17 protein-coding genes are annotated in these 20,595 nt (G+C 71.2%); 5 read left to right on the top strand and 12 right to left on the bottom strand.

From position 1 onward, the window contains the following. Nucleotides 1-171: 171 nt before the first annotated feature. Complete coding sequence (locus WME76_RS48185; protein WP_437962952.1) at nt 172-945, bottom strand: acyl-CoA desaturase; 774 nt, start codon at nt 943-945, stop codon at nt 172-174. 417 nt (nt 946-1,362) lie between these two features. On the opposite strand from WME76_RS48185, the gene WME76_RS48180 reads away from it, so the two are divergent. Both WME76_RS48180 and WME76_RS48175 read left to right on the top strand, forming a co-directional pair. Beyond that, complete coding sequence (locus WME76_RS48180; protein WP_437963033.1) at nt 1,363-2,181, top strand: transglutaminase domain-containing protein; 819 nt, start codon at nt 1,363-1,365, stop codon at nt 2,179-2,181. A 99-nt stretch (nt 2,182-2,280) separates the two neighbouring features. Next, on the top strand, nt 2,281-3,645 hold the full coding sequence (locus WME76_RS48175) for an MBL fold metallo-hydrolase (RefSeq protein WP_437962951.1): 1,365 nt from the start codon (nt 2,281-2,283) through the stop codon (nt 3,643-3,645). Nucleotides 3,646-3,704: 59 nt separating this feature from the next. Here the strand turns inward: WME76_RS48175 and WME76_RS48170 are convergent, their stop codons facing one another. Continuing rightward, nucleotides 3,705-4,853, bottom strand: a complete 1,149-nt coding sequence (locus tag WME76_RS48170) for a hypothetical protein (RefSeq protein WP_437962950.1) — start codon at nt 4,851-4,853, stop codon at nt 3,705-3,707. A gap of 418 nt (nt 4,854-5,271) precedes the next feature. On the opposite strand from WME76_RS48170, the gene WME76_RS48165 reads away from it, so the two are divergent. Next, the gene (locus WME76_RS48165) at nt 5,272-6,234 is read left to right on the top strand and encodes an STAS domain-containing protein (protein WP_437962949.1); all 963 of its coding nucleotides are present in this window, start codon (nt 5,272-5,274) and stop codon (nt 6,232-6,234) included. A gap of 235 nt (nt 6,235-6,469) precedes the next feature. Then, nucleotides 6,470-7,315 carry a hypothetical protein gene (locus tag WME76_RS48160; RefSeq protein ID WP_437962948.1) on the top strand — a complete coding sequence of 282 codons (846 nt, stop codon included), beginning with the start codon at nt 6,470-6,472 and terminating at the stop codon, nt 7,313-7,315. A 36-nt stretch (nt 7,316-7,351) separates the two neighbouring features. Here WME76_RS48160 and WME76_RS48155 read toward each other — a convergent pair whose 3' ends face one another. From WME76_RS48155 to WME76_RS48115, 9 genes are all read right to left on the bottom strand, one after another. Next, nucleotides 7,352-8,458, bottom strand: a complete 1,107-nt coding sequence (locus WME76_RS48155; RefSeq protein WP_437962947.1) for a substrate-binding domain-containing protein — start codon at nt 8,456-8,458, stop codon at nt 7,352-7,354. 49 nt (nt 8,459-8,507) lie between these two features. Then, on the bottom strand, nt 8,508-9,755 hold the full coding sequence (locus tag WME76_RS48150) for a PAS domain-containing protein (RefSeq protein WP_437962946.1): 1,248 nt from the start codon (nt 9,753-9,755) through the stop codon (nt 8,508-8,510). A gap of 319 nt (nt 9,756-10,074) precedes the next feature. After that, complete coding sequence (locus WME76_RS48145; RefSeq protein ID WP_437962945.1) at nt 10,075-10,437, bottom strand: hypothetical protein; 363 nt, start codon at nt 10,435-10,437, stop codon at nt 10,075-10,077. After that, nucleotides 10,434-12,860, bottom strand: coding sequence for a TonB-dependent receptor plug domain-containing protein (locus WME76_RS48140; protein WP_437962944.1), 2,427 nt, complete (start codon nt 12,858-12,860; stop codon nt 10,434-10,436). Before WME76_RS48140 ends, WME76_RS48145 begins: the two co-directional genes overlap by 4 nt. Nucleotide 12,861: 1 nt before the next feature. Further along, nucleotides 12,862-13,437, bottom strand: coding sequence for a YfiR family protein (locus WME76_RS48135; protein WP_437962943.1), 576 nt, complete (start codon nt 13,435-13,437; stop codon nt 12,862-12,864). Next, a complete protein-coding gene (locus WME76_RS48130; RefSeq protein ID WP_433933656.1) occupies nt 13,434-13,844 on the bottom strand; it encodes a response regulator in 411 nt (136 codons plus the stop codon). The genes WME76_RS48135 and WME76_RS48130 overlap by 4 nt, the downstream gene beginning before the upstream one ends. 4 nt (nt 13,845-13,848) lie before the next feature. Further along, the gene (locus WME76_RS48125; protein ID WP_437962942.1) at nt 13,849-16,089 is read right to left on the bottom strand and encodes a HAMP domain-containing protein; all 2,241 of its coding nucleotides are present in this window, start codon (nt 16,087-16,089) and stop codon (nt 13,849-13,851) included. A 171-nt stretch (nt 16,090-16,260) separates the two neighbouring features. Beyond that, nucleotides 16,261-16,431, bottom strand: a complete 171-nt coding sequence (locus tag WME76_RS48120) for a hypothetical protein (protein WP_437962941.1) — start codon at nt 16,429-16,431, stop codon at nt 16,261-16,263. Between the two features lie 117 nt (nt 16,432-16,548). Further along, nucleotides 16,549-19,188: an ATP-binding protein gene (locus WME76_RS48115; protein ID WP_437962940.1), complete on the bottom strand. Its 2,640-nt coding sequence runs from the start codon at nt 19,186-19,188 to the stop codon at nt 16,549-16,551. Between the two features lie 207 nt (nt 19,189-19,395). Between WME76_RS48115 and WME76_RS48110 the strand changes: the two genes are divergently transcribed. Continuing rightward, nucleotides 19,396-20,166 carry an SDR family NAD(P)-dependent oxidoreductase gene (locus tag WME76_RS48110; RefSeq protein WP_437962939.1) on the top strand — a complete coding sequence of 257 codons (771 nt, stop codon included), beginning with the start codon at nt 19,396-19,398 and terminating at the stop codon, nt 20,164-20,166. 129 nt (nt 20,167-20,295) lie between these two features. On the opposite strand, the gene WME76_RS48105 is transcribed toward WME76_RS48110, so the two are convergent. Beyond that, nucleotides 20,296-20,475, bottom strand: coding sequence for a hypothetical protein (locus tag WME76_RS48105; protein ID WP_437962938.1), 180 nt, complete (start codon nt 20,473-20,475; stop codon nt 20,296-20,298). Between the last annotated feature and the right edge of the window lie 120 nt (nt 20,476-20,595).

Raw genomic sequence — 20,595 nt, 5'->3', positions numbered from 1 at the left:
TGTGCAGGTGTATAGCAGAAAAAGGCGCCGCGGCACCACGCTTATCGGTGAAGCGCGCGCTATTTTTGTTGCCGCTTTGCCGCCGCTTCGCCGACGCTTCGCCGGCGCGGCGATCTCGGTCGAGGTTGCTCCTCGGGCAGCAGGAAAAATGGTTCTTCCGGGGAGGGGCGCTCAACCCTCGACGCCGGCGGCCCCGGTGTCCAGGCGGGCGACCTGGCGCCTCTCGGGCATCTTGAGGATGCCTGCCCAGGCGAGCACGCGGATGACCTGGTACGCCGGGTCGATCTCGAACCAGCGGACCGCGAAGTTGGGGCTCTGCGCGTACTTGTGGTGGTTGTTCTGGAAGAGCTCGCCCAGCGTGACGAGGTCGAGGGCCAGCGTGTTGCGCGAGTCGTCGTCGCTGTTGAAGTTGCGGTAACCGTAGCGGTGGCCGCACCAGTTCACGATGGCGCCGTGGAGCGGGCCCATGGTCCAGTGGAGCGGGACGAACAGGAATTGCCACCATTGCGTGGCGAAGGCGATGTAGAAGAGCGCGTAGCCCGTCCCCCAGGCGAGGCGGCTGGCCCACGAGTTGCCGATGCGATCGAGCGTGGGCCACTCGGGGTAGCCGCCGAGGAAGCGCGGCTCGATCTCCGCGGTGCCGTCGCAGATGGCGTCATAGCGCTTCGCGGTCGACAGCATCATCGGGACGACGCTCGAGAAGTACCGCGGCGAGTGCGGGTCCTTCGGCGTGTCGCTGTAGGCGTGGTGCATGCGGTGCAAGATCGCGTATGCCCGGGGCACAAGGTACGAGGATCCCTGCGTGAGGTAGGTGAGGAGATGGAAGATCCGTTCCCAGCGCTTCGACATCGTGAACATCCGATGCGAGGCGTACCGGTGCAGGAAGAAGGTCTGAAAAAAGACCGACAGTGTGGAGTGGGCGATCAGGACAGCAACGAGTTCCATGGTTCGCTTCTACATGAAGGTTGGGCCCCCGTGGGGTCAGCGCATCGTCACGCGTCGACAGGCCCGGATCCGCGCATCCCGCGCGAATACGTCCTCACGCCTCGCGATTCCGTCCATGCGCCGAGCCCGCCACGGCGCGTTCATCGATCGGAAACAATAGCGCTGGTACAGGGCGCCGGTCCGGTCGATGGACCGATGAGCCGATGGACCGATGGACCAATGGGAAGGATCACCGCGGCCGGCGGCGGATCGTTCTTGACATACTCGCGCGCTGCGCGCAGGATGGCCGCTAAACCGTTCGAGCGTGCGTTGGAGATGCTGTCGCGCTCGCGGTTCAGGTGTCATCAGCGGCGTCGCTCGGCCGGCGCGCGGTGCGTGCTCGTGACGCGCGCCGCGCAACCATCCCGAGGTGTCCGCATGCAGATCCGCGTCGGTTACGAGCTGCTCTACGAATTCCCACAACCCACGCCCGTCATCCTGACGCTGAGCATCCACCACTCGCGCGTATCGGATCTGGTGCGGCCCGATCACATGCTCACCAACCCGCCGATCCCGGCCCGGTCCTACCGGGACGCCTTTGGCAACTGGTGTAGCCGCATCGTCGCGCCGGCCGGCGAACTGAAGGTCTCCGCCGACACGGTGGTGAACGACACCGGCGCGCCGGACCGCGTCGTGGCGTCGGCCGAGCAGCACGCCGTCGACGCGCTGCCGGAAGAGACGCTGGTCTTCTTGCTGGGCAGCCGGTACTGCGAGACGGATCGCCTGTCGGAGGCGGCGTGGGGCCTGTTCGGCCAGTCCGCCGCCGGCTGGGGGCGCGTGCAGGCCATCTGTGATTTCGTCCACCGGCACATCGCGTTCGGCTACGAGTTCGCGAGCCCCACCAAGACGGCGTGGGAGGCGTTCAATGACCGGAAGGGCGTCTGCCGGGACTACGCGCACCTCGCGATCGCGCTCTGCCGCTGCATGAACATCCCGGCGCGCTACTGCACCGGCTACCTGGGCGACATCGGCGTGCCTCCTCCCCACGGGCCCATGGATTTCTCCGGCTGGTTCGAGGCCTATGTCGGCGGCGAGTGGCATACGTTCGACGCGCGCAACAACGTGCCTCGCATCGGGCGCGTGCTGATCGCCCGCGGGCGCGACGCCGCCGACGTGGCGATCTCGACGACCTTCGGCCCGAACACGCTCAAGGGATTCCGCGTGTGGACCGATGAGGTCGCCGACCAGCTCGCCTGAGGATCGGCGGACGTGCTCATCGGCGTATTGATGTGTCCGTCACTCCCAGGCTGCGCGCGCATGCCTGCTCGCGGGCAGCGTGATAGTGTCAGCGCCCCTATGGACCATGCGTCGAACGACAGCGAGAGAGACAGCGATGAGGGCGACTGGGGTCGACTTCACATCACGCGCGCCTGCTGCGGCGCAGGCGTTTGCAGGAACTTCGCGCCCGAGCTCCTGGGCGAGGTCTCTCCGGCTCACTGGGAGCGCATGGACGGCGGCGACGGCGACGTCCGGCGCCGCGCCCCCGCCGTGCTGGAAGGCACCTACGATGAGGGGGCGTTCACGGGCGTCCTGCGGCAGCCGCGGAGCCTGGCCGATCTCGAGGCGGCGCGCGCGGCGGTCGCCGCCTGCCCGGTCCACGCGCTGCGCCTGAAGACGTCCCCCGGGCGGGTGCGCCCCGGCGCGCTCGGCGCGCCCTTTCGCGCCTGGCCGCGCCGCATCGAGGACGAGGTCTGGGCGCTCGGCCACCCCTCGGCCGACAACATCAGCGCCACGACCTATTTCATCGAGCGCCCCGGCGGCGGCGTGCTCGTCGACCTCCCGGAGCCGAGCGAGGCCATCTTTCGCTTCCTCGAGGAGCACGGCGGCGTGCGGTGGATCTTCCTCACGCACCGTGACCACACCGAGCACCACGCCGAGTTCGCGGCGCGCTTCCCCGGCTGCCGCCGCATCCTCGGCGCGGCCGACGTGACGCTGCGCGGCGGCGGGTACCGCGCGTCCACGGGCGACGTGGAGATCCAGCTCCCCGATCGCCCCGAGCCCATGACGCTGGAGGGCGCGCCGCTGGCCGACGGCGAGCTCGCCGGCGCCGAGCTCGCCGTGCTCTCGCAGCCCGGCCACACCGCGGGATCGATGTGCCTGCTGTACCGGGGCCGCTTCCTGTTCACCGGCGATCACCTCGCGTACTCGCGGAGGCTCGGCCACATCACGGCGTTCCGGCTCCAGTGCTGGGACGACTGGGAGCGCCAGATCCGCTCCGTGCGCCGCCTGGCCGCGCTGGCGGAGGCGGGCCACCTCCGCTTCACGTGGATCCTGCCCGGGCACAACGAATGGCGTCGCCTCGAAGGCGACGGCAGCGCCGCCGCGACCGCCGCCGAGCTCCAGCGCGTCGTCGCCTGGATGGAGCGGCAGGCCCCCGGCCACGTGCCGATGCACCGGTTCATCCCGTGGATCCAGAGCCGCACGAGGCCGAGCTCCCGGCTCGCCCGCGTGGTGCGCGCGCTCGGCGGCGAGGGCCCGGGGAGCGAGTCGTGGGTGCTGCCGCGCGCGGCCCGGCCCTACCTGCCCGATCACCGGCCCGAGAAGGACGTCGCGGCGCTGGTGCGGGTCTCGCTGGCCGCGACCGCTGCGCTCGGCGGCGTGGCCGCTGTCGGCTGGCTCGCTGCCCGCGCGGCGAGGGCGGTGGTGGCCAGGAGGTCGTGACGCGGCCCGGGCCGGGGGCGCTCGGGCCGAGCGCCGCACGGGCGCGCCCTCCGCCCGGATCAACTCGAGTGCAGCAGATACCGCGTGTCCGGGTTGTCGCGGCGCCAGATCACGCTGTCCATGAAGTAATGGTGGATGTTCACGGACACGTAGATGGCGGCGAAATACGGTGTCTCGCCCAGGCCTGCCGTGGTCTCTCCCGCGCTCGCGCCGAGCACCAGCGCGGCGTCGAGGAACGCGGGCGCGCCGCGGAAGAGCATCCATCCGAGCGCGACGGCGGACGCCGCCAGCACCCCGAGGCGCAGCGCGGTCGGCTTGCCGAACGACGGCGGGCCCTCGGCCTCGCGCGCCTCGTTCCGCTTCAGGAGCCAGACGAAATACAGATACTGCACGGAGTGCAGCGCCGGGATCAGGTACACCATGAGCCGGTCGAGGCTCGAGTACACCGTCCAGAGCCAGATCGTGATGAAGAACCCTGCCAGCGGCGCGATCGGCGGTAGCCGCCGCTCCGCGCGCCACCTGCGCGCGAGCACCCAGAGCAGCGCGAGCGCGCTCGCGCCGAAGGCGATCCCGGTGGCGAGCTCGAGCCCCGGCGGGTGCGCGAGCGACGTGTAGACAACGCCCTTCTCCGCGACCTCGCGGCCCGGATCGGCCGGGCTCGCCCACGCATACGCCCAGCCGGCGAAGCAGTGGGCCAGGATCGCCCGGCGCTCGGTCGGGCCGAAGCGATGGCCGCGTCGCGCCGAGAGCACCGTCAGGATGCCGAAGCCCTGCTTCACGTAATGCCAGCCCACCAGGAAGAACATGAGCTGGATCATGAAGCCCATGGTCCGCGCGGAGCCGGTCGCCAGCGCGACGATCGCCCACGCGGAGAGCGCGAGGGGCACCAGGAGCCCGGCCGCGATGTAGCGAGCGCGCTGCGCGGGGGCGAGCTCGCCGCCGAGCGCGCGGCGCCGCGCGTCCTTGTAAAACAGCAGGTATGTCACCGCGAAGTGCGGGTCGTTGATCAAGGACGCCGCGTGGAACGTCAAGAAGCCGACCGCGAGCTCCGCCGGATCGAGCCCGACGGCCCTGCGCAGGAGCCATGCGAGGGGGAAGAGCACGAGCGTCGCGCCCCCCACCAGCAGGAACTCGATGAGGCGAGCCCGCCACGCTGGGGGACGCGACGCCTCGGCCGCGCCGAGCAGCGTCACGGTCGCGCTGGTCATGCGGACAAGCTACCACAGCAGGGGCGCGCCCACGCGGCCGACGCGGGCGGCGAGCGCGCGCCCGGGCTCGTCCGTCGCCCTCGCGCCCTCGCGATGGCTGGGGCCTTCATCGAAGCTTGTTCGATCACGTCCTCGCCCCGTGTGCGCTCACGCCTCATCATCAAGGCTTGTCCAAGCATGTCCTCTCCCCGTGTGCGCGCGCACGGACCGCGCGCGATAGGCAAGCCGCGGACCGCGCGCCGGCGCTGCCGACGGGGCGTTCGCGGTAGATCCGCGGGCTGCGTGTCGCCTATACTCCATCGGGCCCCGGGCACATGGCATGTCAAGCTGGCAGCCCGGCCAGCGATCGTGGGAACTCCGGTGGTCCGTGAGCGCCCATCCCGCGGCGCTGCGCGCGAGAACACGAGGTGTAGATGCCATGGGCATGAATGGCCAGCTCGATCCATGTGTGGTGAACGGGGACCTGGGCGCGCTTCGAGATCGCGTCCTCTGGCTGGAGCAAGAGCTGGCCCGGCGCGAGCAGGAGCTGGCCGATCACCGGCGAGATCTCCAGGGCGCGTACGAGCGCGAGGCGCGGCTCGCCGGGGTCGAGGAGGAGCGGAAGCGGCTCGCCGCCGTGGCGGAGAACAGCGCCGACTTCATCGGCATCGCCACCATGGAGGGAAAGGCGCAGTACCTCAACGAGGCGGGGAGGCAGCTCGTCGGCATCGCGGACGGCGGGCTGGATGACATCGAAGTCGGCAGCTTCTTCTTCCCGGAGGACCTGCGTTACGCCATGGATCACATCATCCCCGAGACCGTGAAGCACGGCCGCTGGATCGGGGAGTTCAGGTTCCGGCACTTCAGGACGGGCGCCCCGATTCCGGTGCTCTACAACTCTTTCCTGATCAAGGACCCGGACACCGGACAGCCCATGGCGCTGGCGACCGTGTCGGCGGACCTGACCGAGCGCAAGCGCGACGAGGAGGAGCGCGTGCGCCTCAAGGACGAGGTGATCCGGATGCAGGCCGCCATGCTGCGCGAGCTGTCGACGCCGCTGCTCCGCATCAGCGACCGCGCCGTCCTCATGCCGCTCGTCGGCGCCATGGACGCGGGACGCGCCGCGGCCGTCCTGGAGCGGGTGCTCCAGGGCGTCAGCGCCGATCAGGCGAGGGTGGTGCTCCTCGACATCACGGGCGTGTCCAACGTCGACACGCACGTCGCCGACGCGCTCCTCCGGACGGCGAGGGCCGTGCGCCTGCTCGGCGCGCAGATGGTCCTCACCGGCATCCGCCCGGAGGTCGCGCAGGTCCTCGTGGCGCTCGGCGTCGATCTCCGCGGCATCATCACGCTGGGCTCGCTCCAGAGCGGCATCGCGTTCGCCATCCAGCAGCCGCGATAGCCGCGCTCGCTCCGCAAGAGGGGTTGTCCTTCAGGCCACCTTGGCCACCGGGGTCACCTCCGGCGGGGGGCTGCGCACGCCGTACGTCCGCAGCGCCGCCGTCGGCCTCGCTCGCCCGGGGGTGACCCGAGGGGCGCGTCGGGGTAGGTTTGGCAGACGGACAGACTCCCGTGCTCGTTGCCGCCGGGCGGCCGGCCTCGAGCAATACCTTCGCTGCCCCCCCGTCCAAGCTGCCATGACCACCCCCTACCGAGACGACGTCGATGCCCTCAACGCTCGCCACGCCCAGCTCGTCGAGGAGCTCGCGGCCGTCAAGGAGCGGGTGAGTGAGCTCTCGGCCCTGGAGCAGACCCAGCGGCACCTCGAAGGGGAGCTGGCGACCGTGCGCGAGCGGCTCGACGGCCTCACGGCGCGCCGCGGCCTGCCGCTGCTCGACAGCCTCCGCGTCGCGAGCCCGTGCCCCGCCCACTGGGACGAGATGGTCGGCGATGACCGGGTGCGCTTCTGCCGCACCTGCGAGAAGAACGTGTACAACCTGTCGGAGATGCCGCGCGACGAGGCGGAGCGGCTCGTCCGCGCGTCCGCGGGCGACCTCTGCGTGCGGCTTTACCGGCGCGCCGACGGGACGGTGCTCACGGCCGACTGCCCCGTGGGGGTGAGCCGGCGGCGCATCCGCAACCTCACCGCCGCGGCCCTGGGAGGCAGCCTGCTCGCCGCCGGCACGGCGCTCGCCCCCTCGACGGTCGTCATGGGCGGCATCGCGCCGCCGCCTCGCGCCATGGAGCCGGACGTCGGCATCTCCGTGGGCAGCTTCAGGCCGCAGCCGAGCGTCGCGCAGCCCGGCCCCGCCGAACGGACCGGGATGAGCATCGCCCGCCCGCCCGCGTTCGGCGAGGCGGCGGCGCCCCCGGCGGAGGAGCCGCCCGCGCGCGGCGAGGCGCCGGGGACTCCCGAAGAGGCGCTGGAGCAAGCCGCCGAGGCTGCCCAGCAGGGGGCGGAGCCCCGCCGCCGCGATGGGGCCTCCGGCGCCAAGGTGGGCTGCGCGTGCGCCGCGGGGGATCCGCTCTGTAGCTGCCTGTGATCCCCGCGGGCGGCGGCCGCGTCGGGCACCCCTGGATCAGGGGAGCAGGCTGCACTTCGAGAGCTGCGTACGGTAGTCCATCGCCTGCGTGTTGCGCTCGAACTCGTCGAGGTTGTTCGGACACACGACATACCAGCCAGCATCGGTGAAAGAGCTCACCTGCCGGTTGGTGGTGACCAGGTCGTACGCGAGCAGCACGGTGTCGTAACCCCAGCCAAACAGCTTCTGGCCGAGCAGCACGTCCACGTATCCGGCGCGCATTCGCTCCATGTATTCGGGCAGCGTATCGAAGGCCACCGAGTGAATGGTCTTCGCCGCCGCTCGCTCGGCGAGCAGCGGCGCGTTGGTCTCGAGGTCCGGCTCGCCGAGGAGCTTGCTGTAGGAGAAGAAGAAGCCCACGATCTCCGGATCATCTTCCAGCGCCTTCTGCGCTTGCCCCGTGCAGAACGGGTCCTTGTAGTCGCAGCAGAGGCAGGGGAGGCTCGCGACGCTCGTCATGTCCGGGTACCTCGCCAGCGCCTCGGAGAACCCGGCGGATCGATCGATGAACGTCCCCGCGGCGGTGGGCGTGTAGCCGCCGTTCGTGTCCTCCTCCATCATCGTCTGGAAGGCGATCTTGCCGGTCTTGCCGTTGATTGTCGCGAGGGCGTCCATGAGGAACGCGGCGGCGGCCTTGTTGTCCATCCCGTAGTAGGTGTGGCGCTTGCTGGTCGGCGCGTCGCCGCCGTACGTGACGACCTTCATGCCGCCGTCCACCGCCAGGTTGATGATGTCGTTCTCGCAGACCCCGTCGAAGACGTCGACGACCATCGCGTCCGCCTTCATGTCGATGACCTCCTGGATCACCTTCATCTGCGGCCGCGAGAAGTAGCAGGGGTCGTCGTTATCTATCGGCTCGCCGTGCTCGTCGAGCGCTGGACACTCGGGATCGATGACCAGCACCTCGACCGGCCGCGTGCTCGTGCTCGACAGCTCCGTGCTCGCCTGCCTGGCGCCAGCGCGGCCCAGATCGTGGAATCGATTGCACTTGTTGTGCGTGATGTACGCGATCGTCACCGGGGCGCCCGTCGCGGCGTCGCCCTCGCTGCAGGCGATCACGCCGGTCGACAAAAGGATGCCCCCCAAGATGGCGCGATGGACCATGATTCCCCTCCTTATACCGTGTGGATTGACGCGTTCGCCGAGATGGCCGTCACTCGCGGTGCAGGTGCCGCGGATCAGCTCCATCTCGAGCCTGCCCGACCGGGACCGCATACGCGATGCCGCTCTGCAGGGTCCCGGCCGTGATCAGGCCTCGCAGGTCGACGCCGAGCTCGATCATCGTCCGCGCGATCGCCGGCTGGATGCCGGTGAGCACGACCCTCGCCCCGAGCAGCCCGGCCGCGCGCGCGGCCTGCACCAGCATCTCCGCGACGTGCGCGTCCACCGCCTTGACCCCGGTGACGTCGAGGATCGCGATCCGGGTCGCGTGCCGCGCGACGCCCTGGAGCAGCGTCTCGATGATGCGGCTCGCCCGCGCGCTGTCGAAGAAGCCGATGAGCGGCATGACGAGCACCCCCTCGGCGATCGGCAAGAGCGGCGTCACGAGCTCCTGGATCGTGTCCTGCTGCGCCGCGATGAGCTGGTCCCGCGCCGCCTCCCGCTCGAGCTCCGCCGCCTTGACGCGCGTGATATCGAGGGAGATCCCGGCGACGGTGCCCTCCGGAATGCCCTTGCCCCGGACCGGGAACTTCACCGAATAGAACGTCCTCGCGCCCTCGGCGTGCGGATCGGTCTCCTCGGCCTCGAACGGGGCGCCGCTCGTGCGCACGAGGTCCTCGATGTCCTTGTAAATGGCCGCGACCTCCGGCGGATGGACATCCCTGTCGGTCTTCCCGATCAGGCCGCCCGGCCCGACGCCGGCGCGCTCTTCCAGCGAGCGGCTCGCCAGGAGGAACGCGCCCTCTCCATCCTTCGCATACAGGAGGACCGGCGCGCGGTCGCAGACCTCGGCGAGCAGCGCCTCGCTCCCGAGGCGCTGCTCGGCGCGCCGCCGCTCGGTCACGTCCTCGGCGCAGATGATCACCTCGCGCGCGGCGCCGTCCTCGCCCCGGGAGAAGACCTCCGCGCGCGCCGCGAAGCGGCGCTCGTCGCCCCCGCGCCCTCGCGCCCTCAGCTCGCCCTCGACGACCTCGCCGTCCCGCGCCGACGCGAGCCTGGCCGCGCGCGCGGCCAGGCCGTCGAGGTCGTCCGCGTGGATGCAGCCCGAGAGCGCCTCGACGCCGCGCGCCGACAGCTCCCCGTCCGAGAACCCGGCCGCGCGGGCCAGCGCGGCGTTGTGCGCCGTGATCCGCGCCGCCTTGATGTCGATCACACACACGATCGACGGCACCGCGTCGAGCATGCGCTGGGCTCGCGCGCTCACCGGTTCCTGCGCCTGGCTGGCCTTGGTCTCCGTCATCGCAGGACTACCTTCCAGACGTCCAGTCAGATCAGGGCAGCCGGCGCTTCGACAGGGGTATCCGGCGGGCCTGGCCGGCGTCGCGGGGCGGAATGGACCCCGCGCGGGTCGTGCGAACCACGCTCGCGAGCTCGCTCGTCATGTCGCTGTCCTCCCGCCAGGCAAGCATGCTGGTCGGCCTGAGAACACCATCGGCGACGCTCCGGTAGCCCATGAAACCCCTCCGAGACTGGCACGCGAGGATGCAGTCCAGATTCGATGTTACAATTATGTGAGGTGAGATCGGCTGTCAACATCGACGGTCATGCTCCGCTCACCATCACATCCGGTTGCCGCCGCCGCCGCCGTCGCCGCCGTGAGCGCCATCACCGCCGTGACCGCCATCACCGCTGTCGCCCCCCTGACCGCCTGCCCCGGCGGCGCCGCCGTCACCGCCCGTGCCGCCCGCCCCGCCCGCGCCGTGCGCGCCCGCGCCGGGGGCGCCGTCGCCACCGCCGGTCGACGCGCCTCCGCTCGCGCGCGACGAGGTGGTCGCGCCGCCCGATTCGCGGCAGTTCGGGTTCTCGTACTCGATGACGCAGCCCACCTCGACGGGGTGGCCGACCTCGATACAGCCCCAGGCCATGAGGCCGGATAAGGCCGACAAACCGACGAGGAGCGAGGGATAGAGTGTGCCTTTCACGGGTCAGCTCCGAGCGCGGCGCGCCCGACCGTCGCGCCAGGAGGAGGCGCGGCCGCCTCGTTCAGGCCGCCTGCCGGTTCGTCGTCCAGGTGAAGCGCGATCCCGGCAAATAGCGTGAGCCGGTTCGCCAGCGCGAAGTCCGCGGTCGGGCCGCTCTCCACGAGATAGCGCGGCAGCCCCTGGTTGGGCCCGACGACATAGGGCTCGTGGGGCGAGAACGCGTACTGCCCGCCGAGCGTGTACCCGGCGCCCTTCACCCCGGGCACCGCGCCGGTCAGCGCCGCGCGGAGCTCGAGCTGCGGCGGCACCTCCGGGCGCGGCGCGATGTTCGACGGATCTCCGCCATAGTACGCCTGATCGGCGATCCGCCGGCCCATGTACGCGGCCGCCAGCGACACGGCGCCTCGCGCGTGCTCGTACGAGACGTGCGCGTTGCCGTACACCTGCGGCGCGACGGTGATCGGGACCTCGTCGCCGGTGCCGAACCGCGCGTTCCGCGCGATCTGCTGCTCCGACATGCGGCGGCGCGTCAGGGCGAGCGTGGAGTTCAGGCCGACGCGCAGCTTCCGGTCGAGGAAGCTCGTCTCGTAGGCCAGGTTCGCCCCGTAGTTCTTGATGCCGGGCACGTTGTTGTACTTCGAGACGCTCGGCGCCTGGGCCTTCACGATCTGCAGCTCGATGACGTCCCGCCAGTCCGAGTGGAAGCCGCCGACGGTGAAGGCGTGCGCGCCGCTGCGGAACGTCGAGACGGCCTCCAGCGAGGAGACCTTCTCCGGCTTGAGGCCGTCCGGGTTCGGCTGCAGCCTGCCGGTCACCGTGTAGAGCTCGACGAAGCTGGGCGCGCGGAACGCGCTCGAATAGATGAGCTTCAGCGCGACGCGCTCGTCCGGCGTGACGATCAGCGCGGCGCGCGGCGAGATCGCGCTCGCCAGGTAGTCGAGCGGGATGCGCGAGTCGAGGTCCACGCGGATCCCCGCGTTGATCGACAGGGGCCGCAGCGGGCGGAGCGTCTGCTGCACGTAGGCGCCCAGCGCGGCCTCGTCCTTGAGGCGGTGTCCGCCGCCGTGCCAGTGCGTGAGCCCCGGGTCGGAGCCATAGCTCTTGCCCGTGAGGTCGTCGAACGTGACGAACTCATAGGCCGACGTGCGCAGCCGCCCGTCGACGCCCACCATGGTCGAGAACGCGCCGTCGCCCAGCCAGTCGTACCGCCCCTGGAGCTCCAGACCGACCCAGCGCGAGAGGAACAGCGCCTCCTTCCGGCAGGGCCCCGAGGGGCCGCGCGGGCATTGCTCCGGGGAGAGGACGCCGACCGGCACGCCCGGCACGAGGGGGTCGTGGCCGACGACGTAGCGCGAGCGCAGGACGCGGCTGTACCCGAAGTACCCGCGCGCCACGCCCTCGAGCCGCTCGCTGAGGCGGGCGCGGTAGCGGACGCTGCTCAGGATGAGCCACCGCATGTTGTCGTTGCGCGCGTCGTCATAGGCCCCGACGCGGTTCTCGTAGAGATCCATGTACGGCGCTGCCCACGCCGAGCGCGTCGCCTGCGCGGTGGCGCTCAGGTCGCCGGCGTCGAGGCGCAGGTAGGCCCCCGCCTTGCGCCGGAACCACTGCTCTTCCACCGGGCCGCCCCAGGTGCCCGGCTCGGCGTGCGGGCCGAGGTCCATGAACGACCTGCCGTCCGCCTCCCTCGGGAGCGGCTGCTTCGGGAAGCGGATGTGAGGCCCCTCGAAGTCGTCGACCTCGAGCGCCGCGACCACGCCGGCGGGCTCCCCGCGCAGCGTGAAGGTGCGCCCGAAGCTCAGCGACAGCGCGGTGTCGTGCCCGACGCTGTGGGCCGAGGGGGCGATGATGTCCCCCGACTCGTCGAGCGGCGGGGATGCCCCGAGCATCACGGCGGCGTGGAGGCCGCGGTGATCCGCGGCCTTCTTCGTGACGACGTTGATGACCCCCAGCATCGCCTGCGCCCCGTAGAGCACGGAGCCCGGGCCGAGGATCACCTCGATATGGTCGACGACGTCGAGCGGGATATCGTGCAGGAAGACGGCCCCGCCGCCCTGCTCGTTCACGACCATCCCGTCGAGGACGACCAGCACGTGGCTGTTCGCGTCGCGGGTCAGCGCGACCCCGCGCGCGCCGACCTCCGGGACCGACATGCGGCTGTGCGCGAAGGCGCCGTTGGCGAGGAAGTTGAGGGCCTCGCCGAGGCGCCGCAGCCCGAAGAGCTCGAGCTGCGCGCCCGTGATCACCGACGACATGGCGGGCGCGTCGCTCGCGCGCTCCGCGGCGCGAGAGGCGCCGGAGACGACGTTCTCCTCGAGGATCTCGAGGAGCGAGCCGACGTCGTCGGCGCGCGCCTCGCGCGGGGCGGCGGACGTCCAGGCGAGCGACGCGGCGCAGAGCAGTGCCAAACGAGCCGAGCTCACGTCAATAGATCCTTGCCAGTCTGAGGATAGAAGACGGGAAATCGATCCCCTGGGAGCGGGCCTGCGCGAGGTGGATGCTCATGCGCGGCTTGCCGTTCGCGACGTCGACGCCGAGCACGACGCCGAGCGGCACGTACGTCTCCACGGCCGCGACGGTCAGGACGCCGCTGTCGGCGAGCGCGCCGCGGATCGCGGCGACCTCCCTCGCCAGGCCGGAAGAGACATAGACGACGTTGATCTGATGCGCGCGGCACGCCGCGGTCAGCTCGGCCGGCGTCGTGTAGTCGGCCCTGTCCACGTGGATCGGCCTGTCACGCACGTTGCCGATGTCGAGCAGCGCCTTCTTCATCTGCTGCGCGGCGCTCGCCGAGTCCGCGTTTCCGGCCTTCGAGAGCAGCAGAAAGGCGACCTGACTCCGCGCCTTGTCCGGGAAGCCGCGGTCGTACGGCAGGATGCGCGCGACGATCTCGGCCTGCACGGCGAAGGGCGCGGTGGCGGTCTCCGCCCGGGCGCGGCGCGGCGCGCTCGCGGCCGCGGCCGCGAGGCCGATCAGGAACGATCGCCGGAGGAGCGTCACGCCTTGCGTTCCTTGCCGCGCGACAGCCCGGAGAGCTTGCGGATGCGGAGCGCCGCCTGCACCTGCGGCGTGAGCGCGAGGAGATCGCCCTTCCTGCCGAAGACGCCGTCGAACCCGAGCTCCGCGTGGCGCGCGCCGGCCGCGGCGTCCGTCGTGTAGAGATAGAAGAGCGGCGGCCGCTCGCCCTCCGGCAGCGCGGACTTGAGCGAGCGCAGCACGGCGCCGCCGTCCAGGCCGGGCATGAAGAAGTCGATGATGACCAGATCGCAGCCGCGCAGGTGGCGGGCCGTGCCCGCGAGCTGCGTGGTCGTCACCACGTCGTAGCCTGCGCTCGACAGCTCGACGCGGATCCGCATCAGCACGATCTCGCTGTCATCGACGACCAGGATGCGTCCGGCTTGCGACATCGCGTCATTCTCCGTTGCGGCGAGGGACAGCCTGCGTGCGGGGTCGGATCACGAACGCCGTCCCGGTCCGGCGCGACGCGTCCACCTCGATGAGCCAGCCGACCGAGAGGAGGTCGGCGCGGACCGCGGACAGGCCGACGCCGCGGCCGGCCAGGTCGCTCACGTCGCCCTTCGTGCTCACGCCGGGGGCGAAGAGGAGCTCGCGCGTCTCGCGAAGATCCGAGGGATCGACGCCGGCGCTCGCCGCGAGGGCGTCGAAGTCGATGCCCTGGCCGTCGTCCTCGACGACGATCGTGGGCAGCGGCTGATCCTCGATGCAGGTGGCGCGGATCACGCCGATCTCGGGCTTGCCCAGGTGGACGCGCGCCTCGGGGCGCTCGATGCCGTGCGCGATCGCGTTCCGGACGAGGTGGATGAGCACGCCCGGGAGCACGCGGGCGAGGTCGGACGGGATCGGGATCTCGCGGCCGTCGATCTCGAGGCGCGCGCGCTTGCTCTCCTGCTCGGCCCAGCGGGGGATGCGCTCGGCCAGCGACGCGAGCACCTCGCCGAACGGCCGGGCGCCGAGGCGGCGTACGATCTCGGCGGCCTCGCCTTCCTGCCCGCCGATGAGCTCGCCGAGGCGCGCGACGTCGGTGCGGCGGACGGTGATCTGGTCGAGGATGACCCGGCCCACGGGCGAGGCGTCGACGAACGTCTCCTGCGCGCGCGTGAGCTCCTCGGCGACGCGCTTGAGCCGCGACCGCCAGGACGCCGACGACCCCTCGACGGAGATCCCGCTCTCGGAGCGCGCGCGCGCCTGGACGACGGCGAGCTCGCCCTCGAGCGTCATGACCTCGTCGGCGAGGCGCTCCAGGTCGAACGAGCGGGCCTCGCCCTTCATGGTGTGCAGGAGCTGGAGGAGCTCGTCGATGTCCGCGGGGCTCAGCCGGTCGCCGCTCTGCAGGATCTCGCTGCACCGGGCCACGCGCTCGCGCGAGACCTCGATGAAGCGGACGAAGACCTGGCCGCCGCCGGCGATCAGGCGGCGCATGGCGGCGATCTGGCGCGCGTGCTCCTCGTCCTTGGTCTTGACGCTCTCCTCGAGGCGACGGAGCTCGGTCTCGTCGGTCGCGAGCAGCATGATGCGCGCGATCTTCTGGCCGGAGACGACGGGGCAGAACTCGAGCCGCAGGAACCTGCGGTCGCCCGGCGCTCGCTCGATCCACGCCGCGCGCGGGGCGAGCTCGGCGATCTCCGGGAAGACGTCGAGCTCCGCGTCGAACGCGACGTCGATCCACTGCCGGAGCGCCTGGGTCTCGACGCAGAGCGGCCCGCCGCGGTAGAGGAGCTCCGCGACGTGGTGGCCCGCCTCGGCGCGCTCGCCGAAGATCTGCCTGGCTTGCCTCGACACCTCGCTGCCGAGGAGGCCGTCGGGGCCGAACGCCACGATGGCCTCGCGCATGTTGTCGAAGAGCTCGCGGAGGCTCTTCGTGGCCATCTCCAGCTTCCCCTCGCGCTCGAGGATGGCGGCGCTCATCGCGTTGAACACGTCGGCCAGCCGCCCGAGCTCGTCGTTCGTGCCGACGTTCACGCGGACGGTGCGGTCCCCCTCGCCGAGGCGCCGCGCCGCGTGGACGAGCCTCGAGAGGGGGCGCACGATCTGCCACCGGGCGAAGGCGAGGAGCAGGAAGGCCGTCATCGCGCCCACGATCCCCGCGAACTCGAGGATGTCGCGGCGGGCCGCGGCGAACGCCGCGTTCTCGGGCTCGAGGGACAGGACGAGGACGACCGTCCCGAGGCGCCGCCCGTCGTCGCGCAGGACCGGGCGAGCCACGCGGATCTCGCGCTCGAGGACCTGGTTCTCGGCGCCGCGGGCGGTGAACGCCGACAGGCCCTCCGGCGGCTGCCCGAGCCGGGCGACGGGCTCGGGGTCGCTCCCCCAGGCGACGGCGCCGATCAGCGCGCGGTTCGAGCGGAGCTCGTCGAGGTCGCTCTGCGCCGCGTCCTTATCGCCGAAGTCCAGCGGCGCGGTCAGGGCCGCCGAGAGGAGGTCGGCCATCATCGACGCGGCGTTCGCCTTGGCCGACACGAGATCATCTCGTGTCTTCTGGATCACCTGATTGGCGACCAGGATGGTGACGCTGGTGAGGACCGCCACGGTCGCCGCGGCGAGCTTGACGCCGATGCCGACAGGAACGCCGGCGCGCCGGGCGCGCTCCCGGTGAGGCGTTGACGGCGGGTGAACAGGGGCGGAGTCCAGCATCAGGCGCGCGGCGCGGCGGAGCGTCTCCGATGTGAGGAATGGTCGAAGCCAAGAGCGAACGTCATCCGCGCCCCCACGAAGGAAAGGCGCTCCCACGCGCGCCGTCGGGGCTCCCGGAGGAAGCGAGGACAGGCGCGCGAAGATGCCTTTCTCACGTCGACGGTACGTAGCTCATTTCATTTTTGCAACAGGAAATTCCTGTCCCACCGTGGAGAGAAATGTCGCGCGTCGCCGCTGCCGGCTCGCGTCGACCAGGTCGAGGAAGTCGACGGGAAGGTCCGGCTTGCCTGCGGCCTCCGCGGCCACCGCGCACCGGTACGAGATGTCGAACAGGCCGATCACCCCACGACGGGCGGGTCCGCCGTCTCGATAGGCTCTTTCATTCTTCGACGTCCTCGGTCTCGCCCGAGGCAGCCCAGGTGGATTGGCGCACCAGGCCCTCGTGGCCGGGCCAACCCCTCACCCCGCCCCGTCCGACTGCATGGCGGGCAGCCACATGCGCACCGTGGTGCCCTCGCCGGGCTGGCTCTCGACGCGGATGCTGCCCTGGTGCTCCGTGATGAACCGGTGCGTCAGCGACAGCCCGAGGCCGGTCCCCTGTCCGGGCGGCTTCGTCGTGAAGAACGGCTCGAAGATGCGGCTCAGGTCCTCGGCGCGGATGCCGGAGCCGGTGTCGCGCACGTCGATCTCCACGCCGTGGACGTCCCCGTGCGGGAGCGGGCGAGCCCCGACCACGACCGCGCCGCCGTGGGGGCTCGCATCGAGCGCGTTGCCGATCACGTTGAGCAGGGCGGAGTCGAGCTGCGACGTGTTGACGAGCACCGCGGGCAGCGCGGCGGCGCTGCTCGCCTCGAGGTGGACCCGGCGCTCGCGCGCCCGCGGCGCGGAGAGGTCGACCGCGCGGCGGAGCGCCTCGCGCACGTCGCACGGCTCCCGGCCGATCGGCTTGCCCCGCGCGTACTCGAGCAGCGCCGTCACGAGCTCCGAGCAGCGGTTCGCTTGCCGCTCGATGGTGACGAGCGTCTTCAGGAGCGTCGCCTCGTCGGGCAGCCCGTGCCCCTTCCGCTGCCGCCTGAGGAGGTGCTGGGCGTTCATCATGATGACCGAGACCGGGTTGTTCATCTCGTGCGACAGCCCGGCGACCAGCGTCCCTATCGCCGCCATCTTGCCCGCCTGGAGCAGCTCCTCCTGCGTCTCCGAGAGCCGCGCCAGCGCCGCCGCGAGCTCGCGGTTCTTCGCGGCGAGCTCCAGGTAGGCGCGGTGCAGCCGCTCGGCCGCGCGCACCCGCGCCCGGAGCTCCAGCGGGTCGAACGGCTTGCTCACGTAATCGTCGGCGCCGACCTCGAGCCCCACCACGGCCTCCGCCCGGCTCGCCCTCGCCGTCAGCAGGAGGATCGGGATGTCCCGGAGCTCCGGATTCCCCTTGAGCCGGCCGACCAGCTCGAAGCCGTCCATCTCCGGCATCATCACGTCCGACACGACGACGTCGGGCCGCGTCGCCCCGATCGACTCGAGCGCTTCCCGGCCGTTCGTCGCCAGCGTGACCTCGTGCTCGGGCGACAGGACGCTCTCCAGGTAAGAGGCCATGTCCGGGTTGTCCTCCACCACGAGCACCCGCGCGCGGGACGAGAGGTGCCCGCCCGCGCCCCGCTCGTCCCGCGCGCGCGGCGCGGGCTCCGCGACGCCGGCCGCCCTGCCAGGCGACCCCAGCGCCCTCAGCGCCTCCCGCGGCTCGTGCGACGCCGGCGCGTCCTGCGACGCCGGCGCCTCCTGCGTTCCCGCCGGCTGCGGCGCGCCGGCGGTCTTCGTGGCGCCCGCGCCCTCCGCGGCGCGCGGGAGGCGCACGAAGAAGCGGGAGCCGGTCCCGGGCTCGCTCTCCACGCCGAGCGTGCCGCCCATCAGCTCCGTGAGCTCCTTGACCAGCGACAGCCCGATCCCGGTCCCCTCGTGCTTGCGCGTCGCCGACGCGTCGATCTGCTGAAACTTCTGGAAGAGCAGGTGTCTCTTGTCCGCCGGGATGCCTGGACCGGTGTCCTCGACGGAGAGCTCGAACCTCTCGTCGAGCGCCCGCACGTCGATCGCGACGCGGCCCCCCGGCGGGGTGAACTTCAGCGCGTTGCCCAGCAGGTTGAGCGCGATCTTCTCGAACTTGCGCCGGTCGAGGGCGACTGTCCGCAGCGCGGGATCCACCTGAATCGAGAGCCGGATCCCGCCGCGCTCCGCGGCGGGCCGCGCCTCGTCCACCATGTCCGCGACGAGCTCTCCCACGTCGACGGCCTCCCGGTGGATCTGCATCTTTCCTGCCTCGATCTTCTGGTAATCGAGGACGTCGTCGACGAGCCGGCGGAGCCGCCGCCCGCTGCGCTGGACGCGCTCCAGGTCGGCGCGCACCCGCGGCGAGAGCGGATCGTTCGAGCTCGACAGGAGGGAGTCGATCGGACCGAGGATGAGCGAGAGCGGGGTCCGGAGCTCGTGGCTCATCACGGTGAGGAACTCTCCCTTGGCGCGGGCGGCGGCGTCCGCGGCCTCCTTGGCCTTCTGGAGCTCGATCTCCATCTGCTTGCGCTCGGTGATGTCGGCGTAGATCCCGAGCAGCCCGGTGACCTCGCCGCGCTCGTCGCGCAGGGGCACCTTGCTGGTGAGCAGCACCCGCCGCCGGCCGTCCGGGCGGAGCAGCGGCTCCTCGATGTCGAGCATCGGCGTGCCACGCTCCATGACCTCCCGGTCGACCTTCACGAAGAACTCCACGTCGTCGCGCCTGCCCCACACGTCGAAGTCGGTCTTCCCGACGAGGTTCTCCAGGACCTTCGTGTTCGTGTCGTTGAGGAAGTTCTGGTTTCCTCCGAGGAAACGACCCTGGCGGTCCTTCCAGAAGATGGCGTGAGGGACGTTGGCGATGACGTATTTGAGCACCGCCTGCTGCTGCTCCGGCCCGTCCCGCGCCTCACGCGCCCGTCCCCGTGCGTCGAGGGCGGCGGCCGTGCTCGCCTGCGCCTCGGCCAGCCGTGCTGCCCGGGACGTTCGTGCCTTGTGGGCGTGCGTTCGACTGGCCGGGACGAGCTTGCTGATCTTGGCGGAGAGCCGGTAAAGACGTCGCATTGTCCGAGTCGCAGCCAAGCATAGGACGGGCGCGAGCGACCTCAAAGCTTCGCGGCGCAGGAACGCCGCCGAGCACGAGCGCCCGTGTCGCCGGCGCGCCGGCAGGCGGGCGCGGCCTCCGCGGCCTCGTCCGGCGAGCGGCCCGGACGTCACCGCCTGCGGGCGTGCGTTCACGCAGCGGCGCCGCCGTGGTAGGGCGCCTTGCGCATGTCAGATCGAGTCGCGCTCATCACCGGAGCGGCGTCGGGCATCGGCGCGGCGACCGCGCGAAGGCTGTCGCAGAGCGTGGGCGGCCTTGTCCTCGTCGACCGGAGCCGCGACGCGCTCCACGCCCTGGCCGAGGAGCTCCGCGGGCCGGAGCTCTTGCTGCGGGGCTGCGACGTGGGGAGCGAGCCCCCGTGGTCCGAGCTCGAGGAGGCCGTCGAGCGCCGCTTCGGCAGGCTCGACCATGTCGTCGCGAACGCCGGCGTCGCCCACGGCGCGCCGCTCGCGGAGACGTCCTTCGAGGACTGGCGGCGCGTCCTCTCCGCGAACCTCGACGGCGTCTTCCTGACGCTCCGGGCGGGCCTTCGCCTCCTCCGGAAGACGGGCCAGGGCGGGACGGCGGTCGTCGTCTCCTCGGTCGCGGCGGTCAAGGCCGAGCCGGGCATCGGCGCGTACGCGGCCTCCAAGGCGGGCGCGGCGCAGCTCGTCCGCGTGGCCGCGAAGGAAGGCGCGCCCGACAGGATCCGCGTGAACGGCGTCTTGCCCGGCGGGGTCGAGACGCCGATATGGACCCAGACGCCCTTCTTCCAGGCGCTCGTGACCACCGCCGGGAGCGAGCGCGCCGCGTTCGACCAGATGGCCGCGATGGCGACGCCGCTCGGCCGCTACGCGACCGCCGACGAGATCGCCGGGATCATCGCCTTCCTGCTCTCGGACGCGTCGGCCACCATGACGGGCGCGCTCGTGGTGAGCGACGGCGGCTATTCGCTCTAGTCTTGCGCACCACGAGTCCGGCCAGGGATCCGAAGAGAGAATCAAACGCCAAGGCGCAAAGGCGCAAAGGCGCAAAGGCGCAAAAACAATCTATGCATTTTGGCGTCTTTGCGTCTTTGCGCCTTGGCGTTAAATTCTCTCTCTCTCTCTCTCTCTCTCTCTCTCTCTCTCTCTCTCCTCCTCCTCCTCCTCCTCCTCCTCCTCCTCCTCCTCCTCTGTGCCTCTGCGCTTCAAATCCTTTTTCATCGCGGCACGAGGCGAGCTCGCGAGAGCTGAAGAGTAGAGCCACCAGGACGCCAACAGCGCCACGGTCCGTGGATCTGCCAAGCGTGAAAAATTGAAGCGCTAGCGTCCGCGTCAGCCCACAGCGCGCGTCGCACGACCGAAACAGAGGCGCAGCGCGTCACGACGGCGCGTGCCCGTGCAGGC

It is taken from the genome of Sorangium sp. So ce119, from assembly GCF_051524405.1.
GTDB classification, from domain to species: Bacteria; Myxococcota_A; Polyangia; order Polyangiales; family Polyangiaceae; genus Sorangium; species Sorangium cellulosum_G.
The sequence above is the reverse complement of the archived record's forward strand: the minus strand, read 5'-3'. Positions and strand labels throughout refer to the sequence as shown.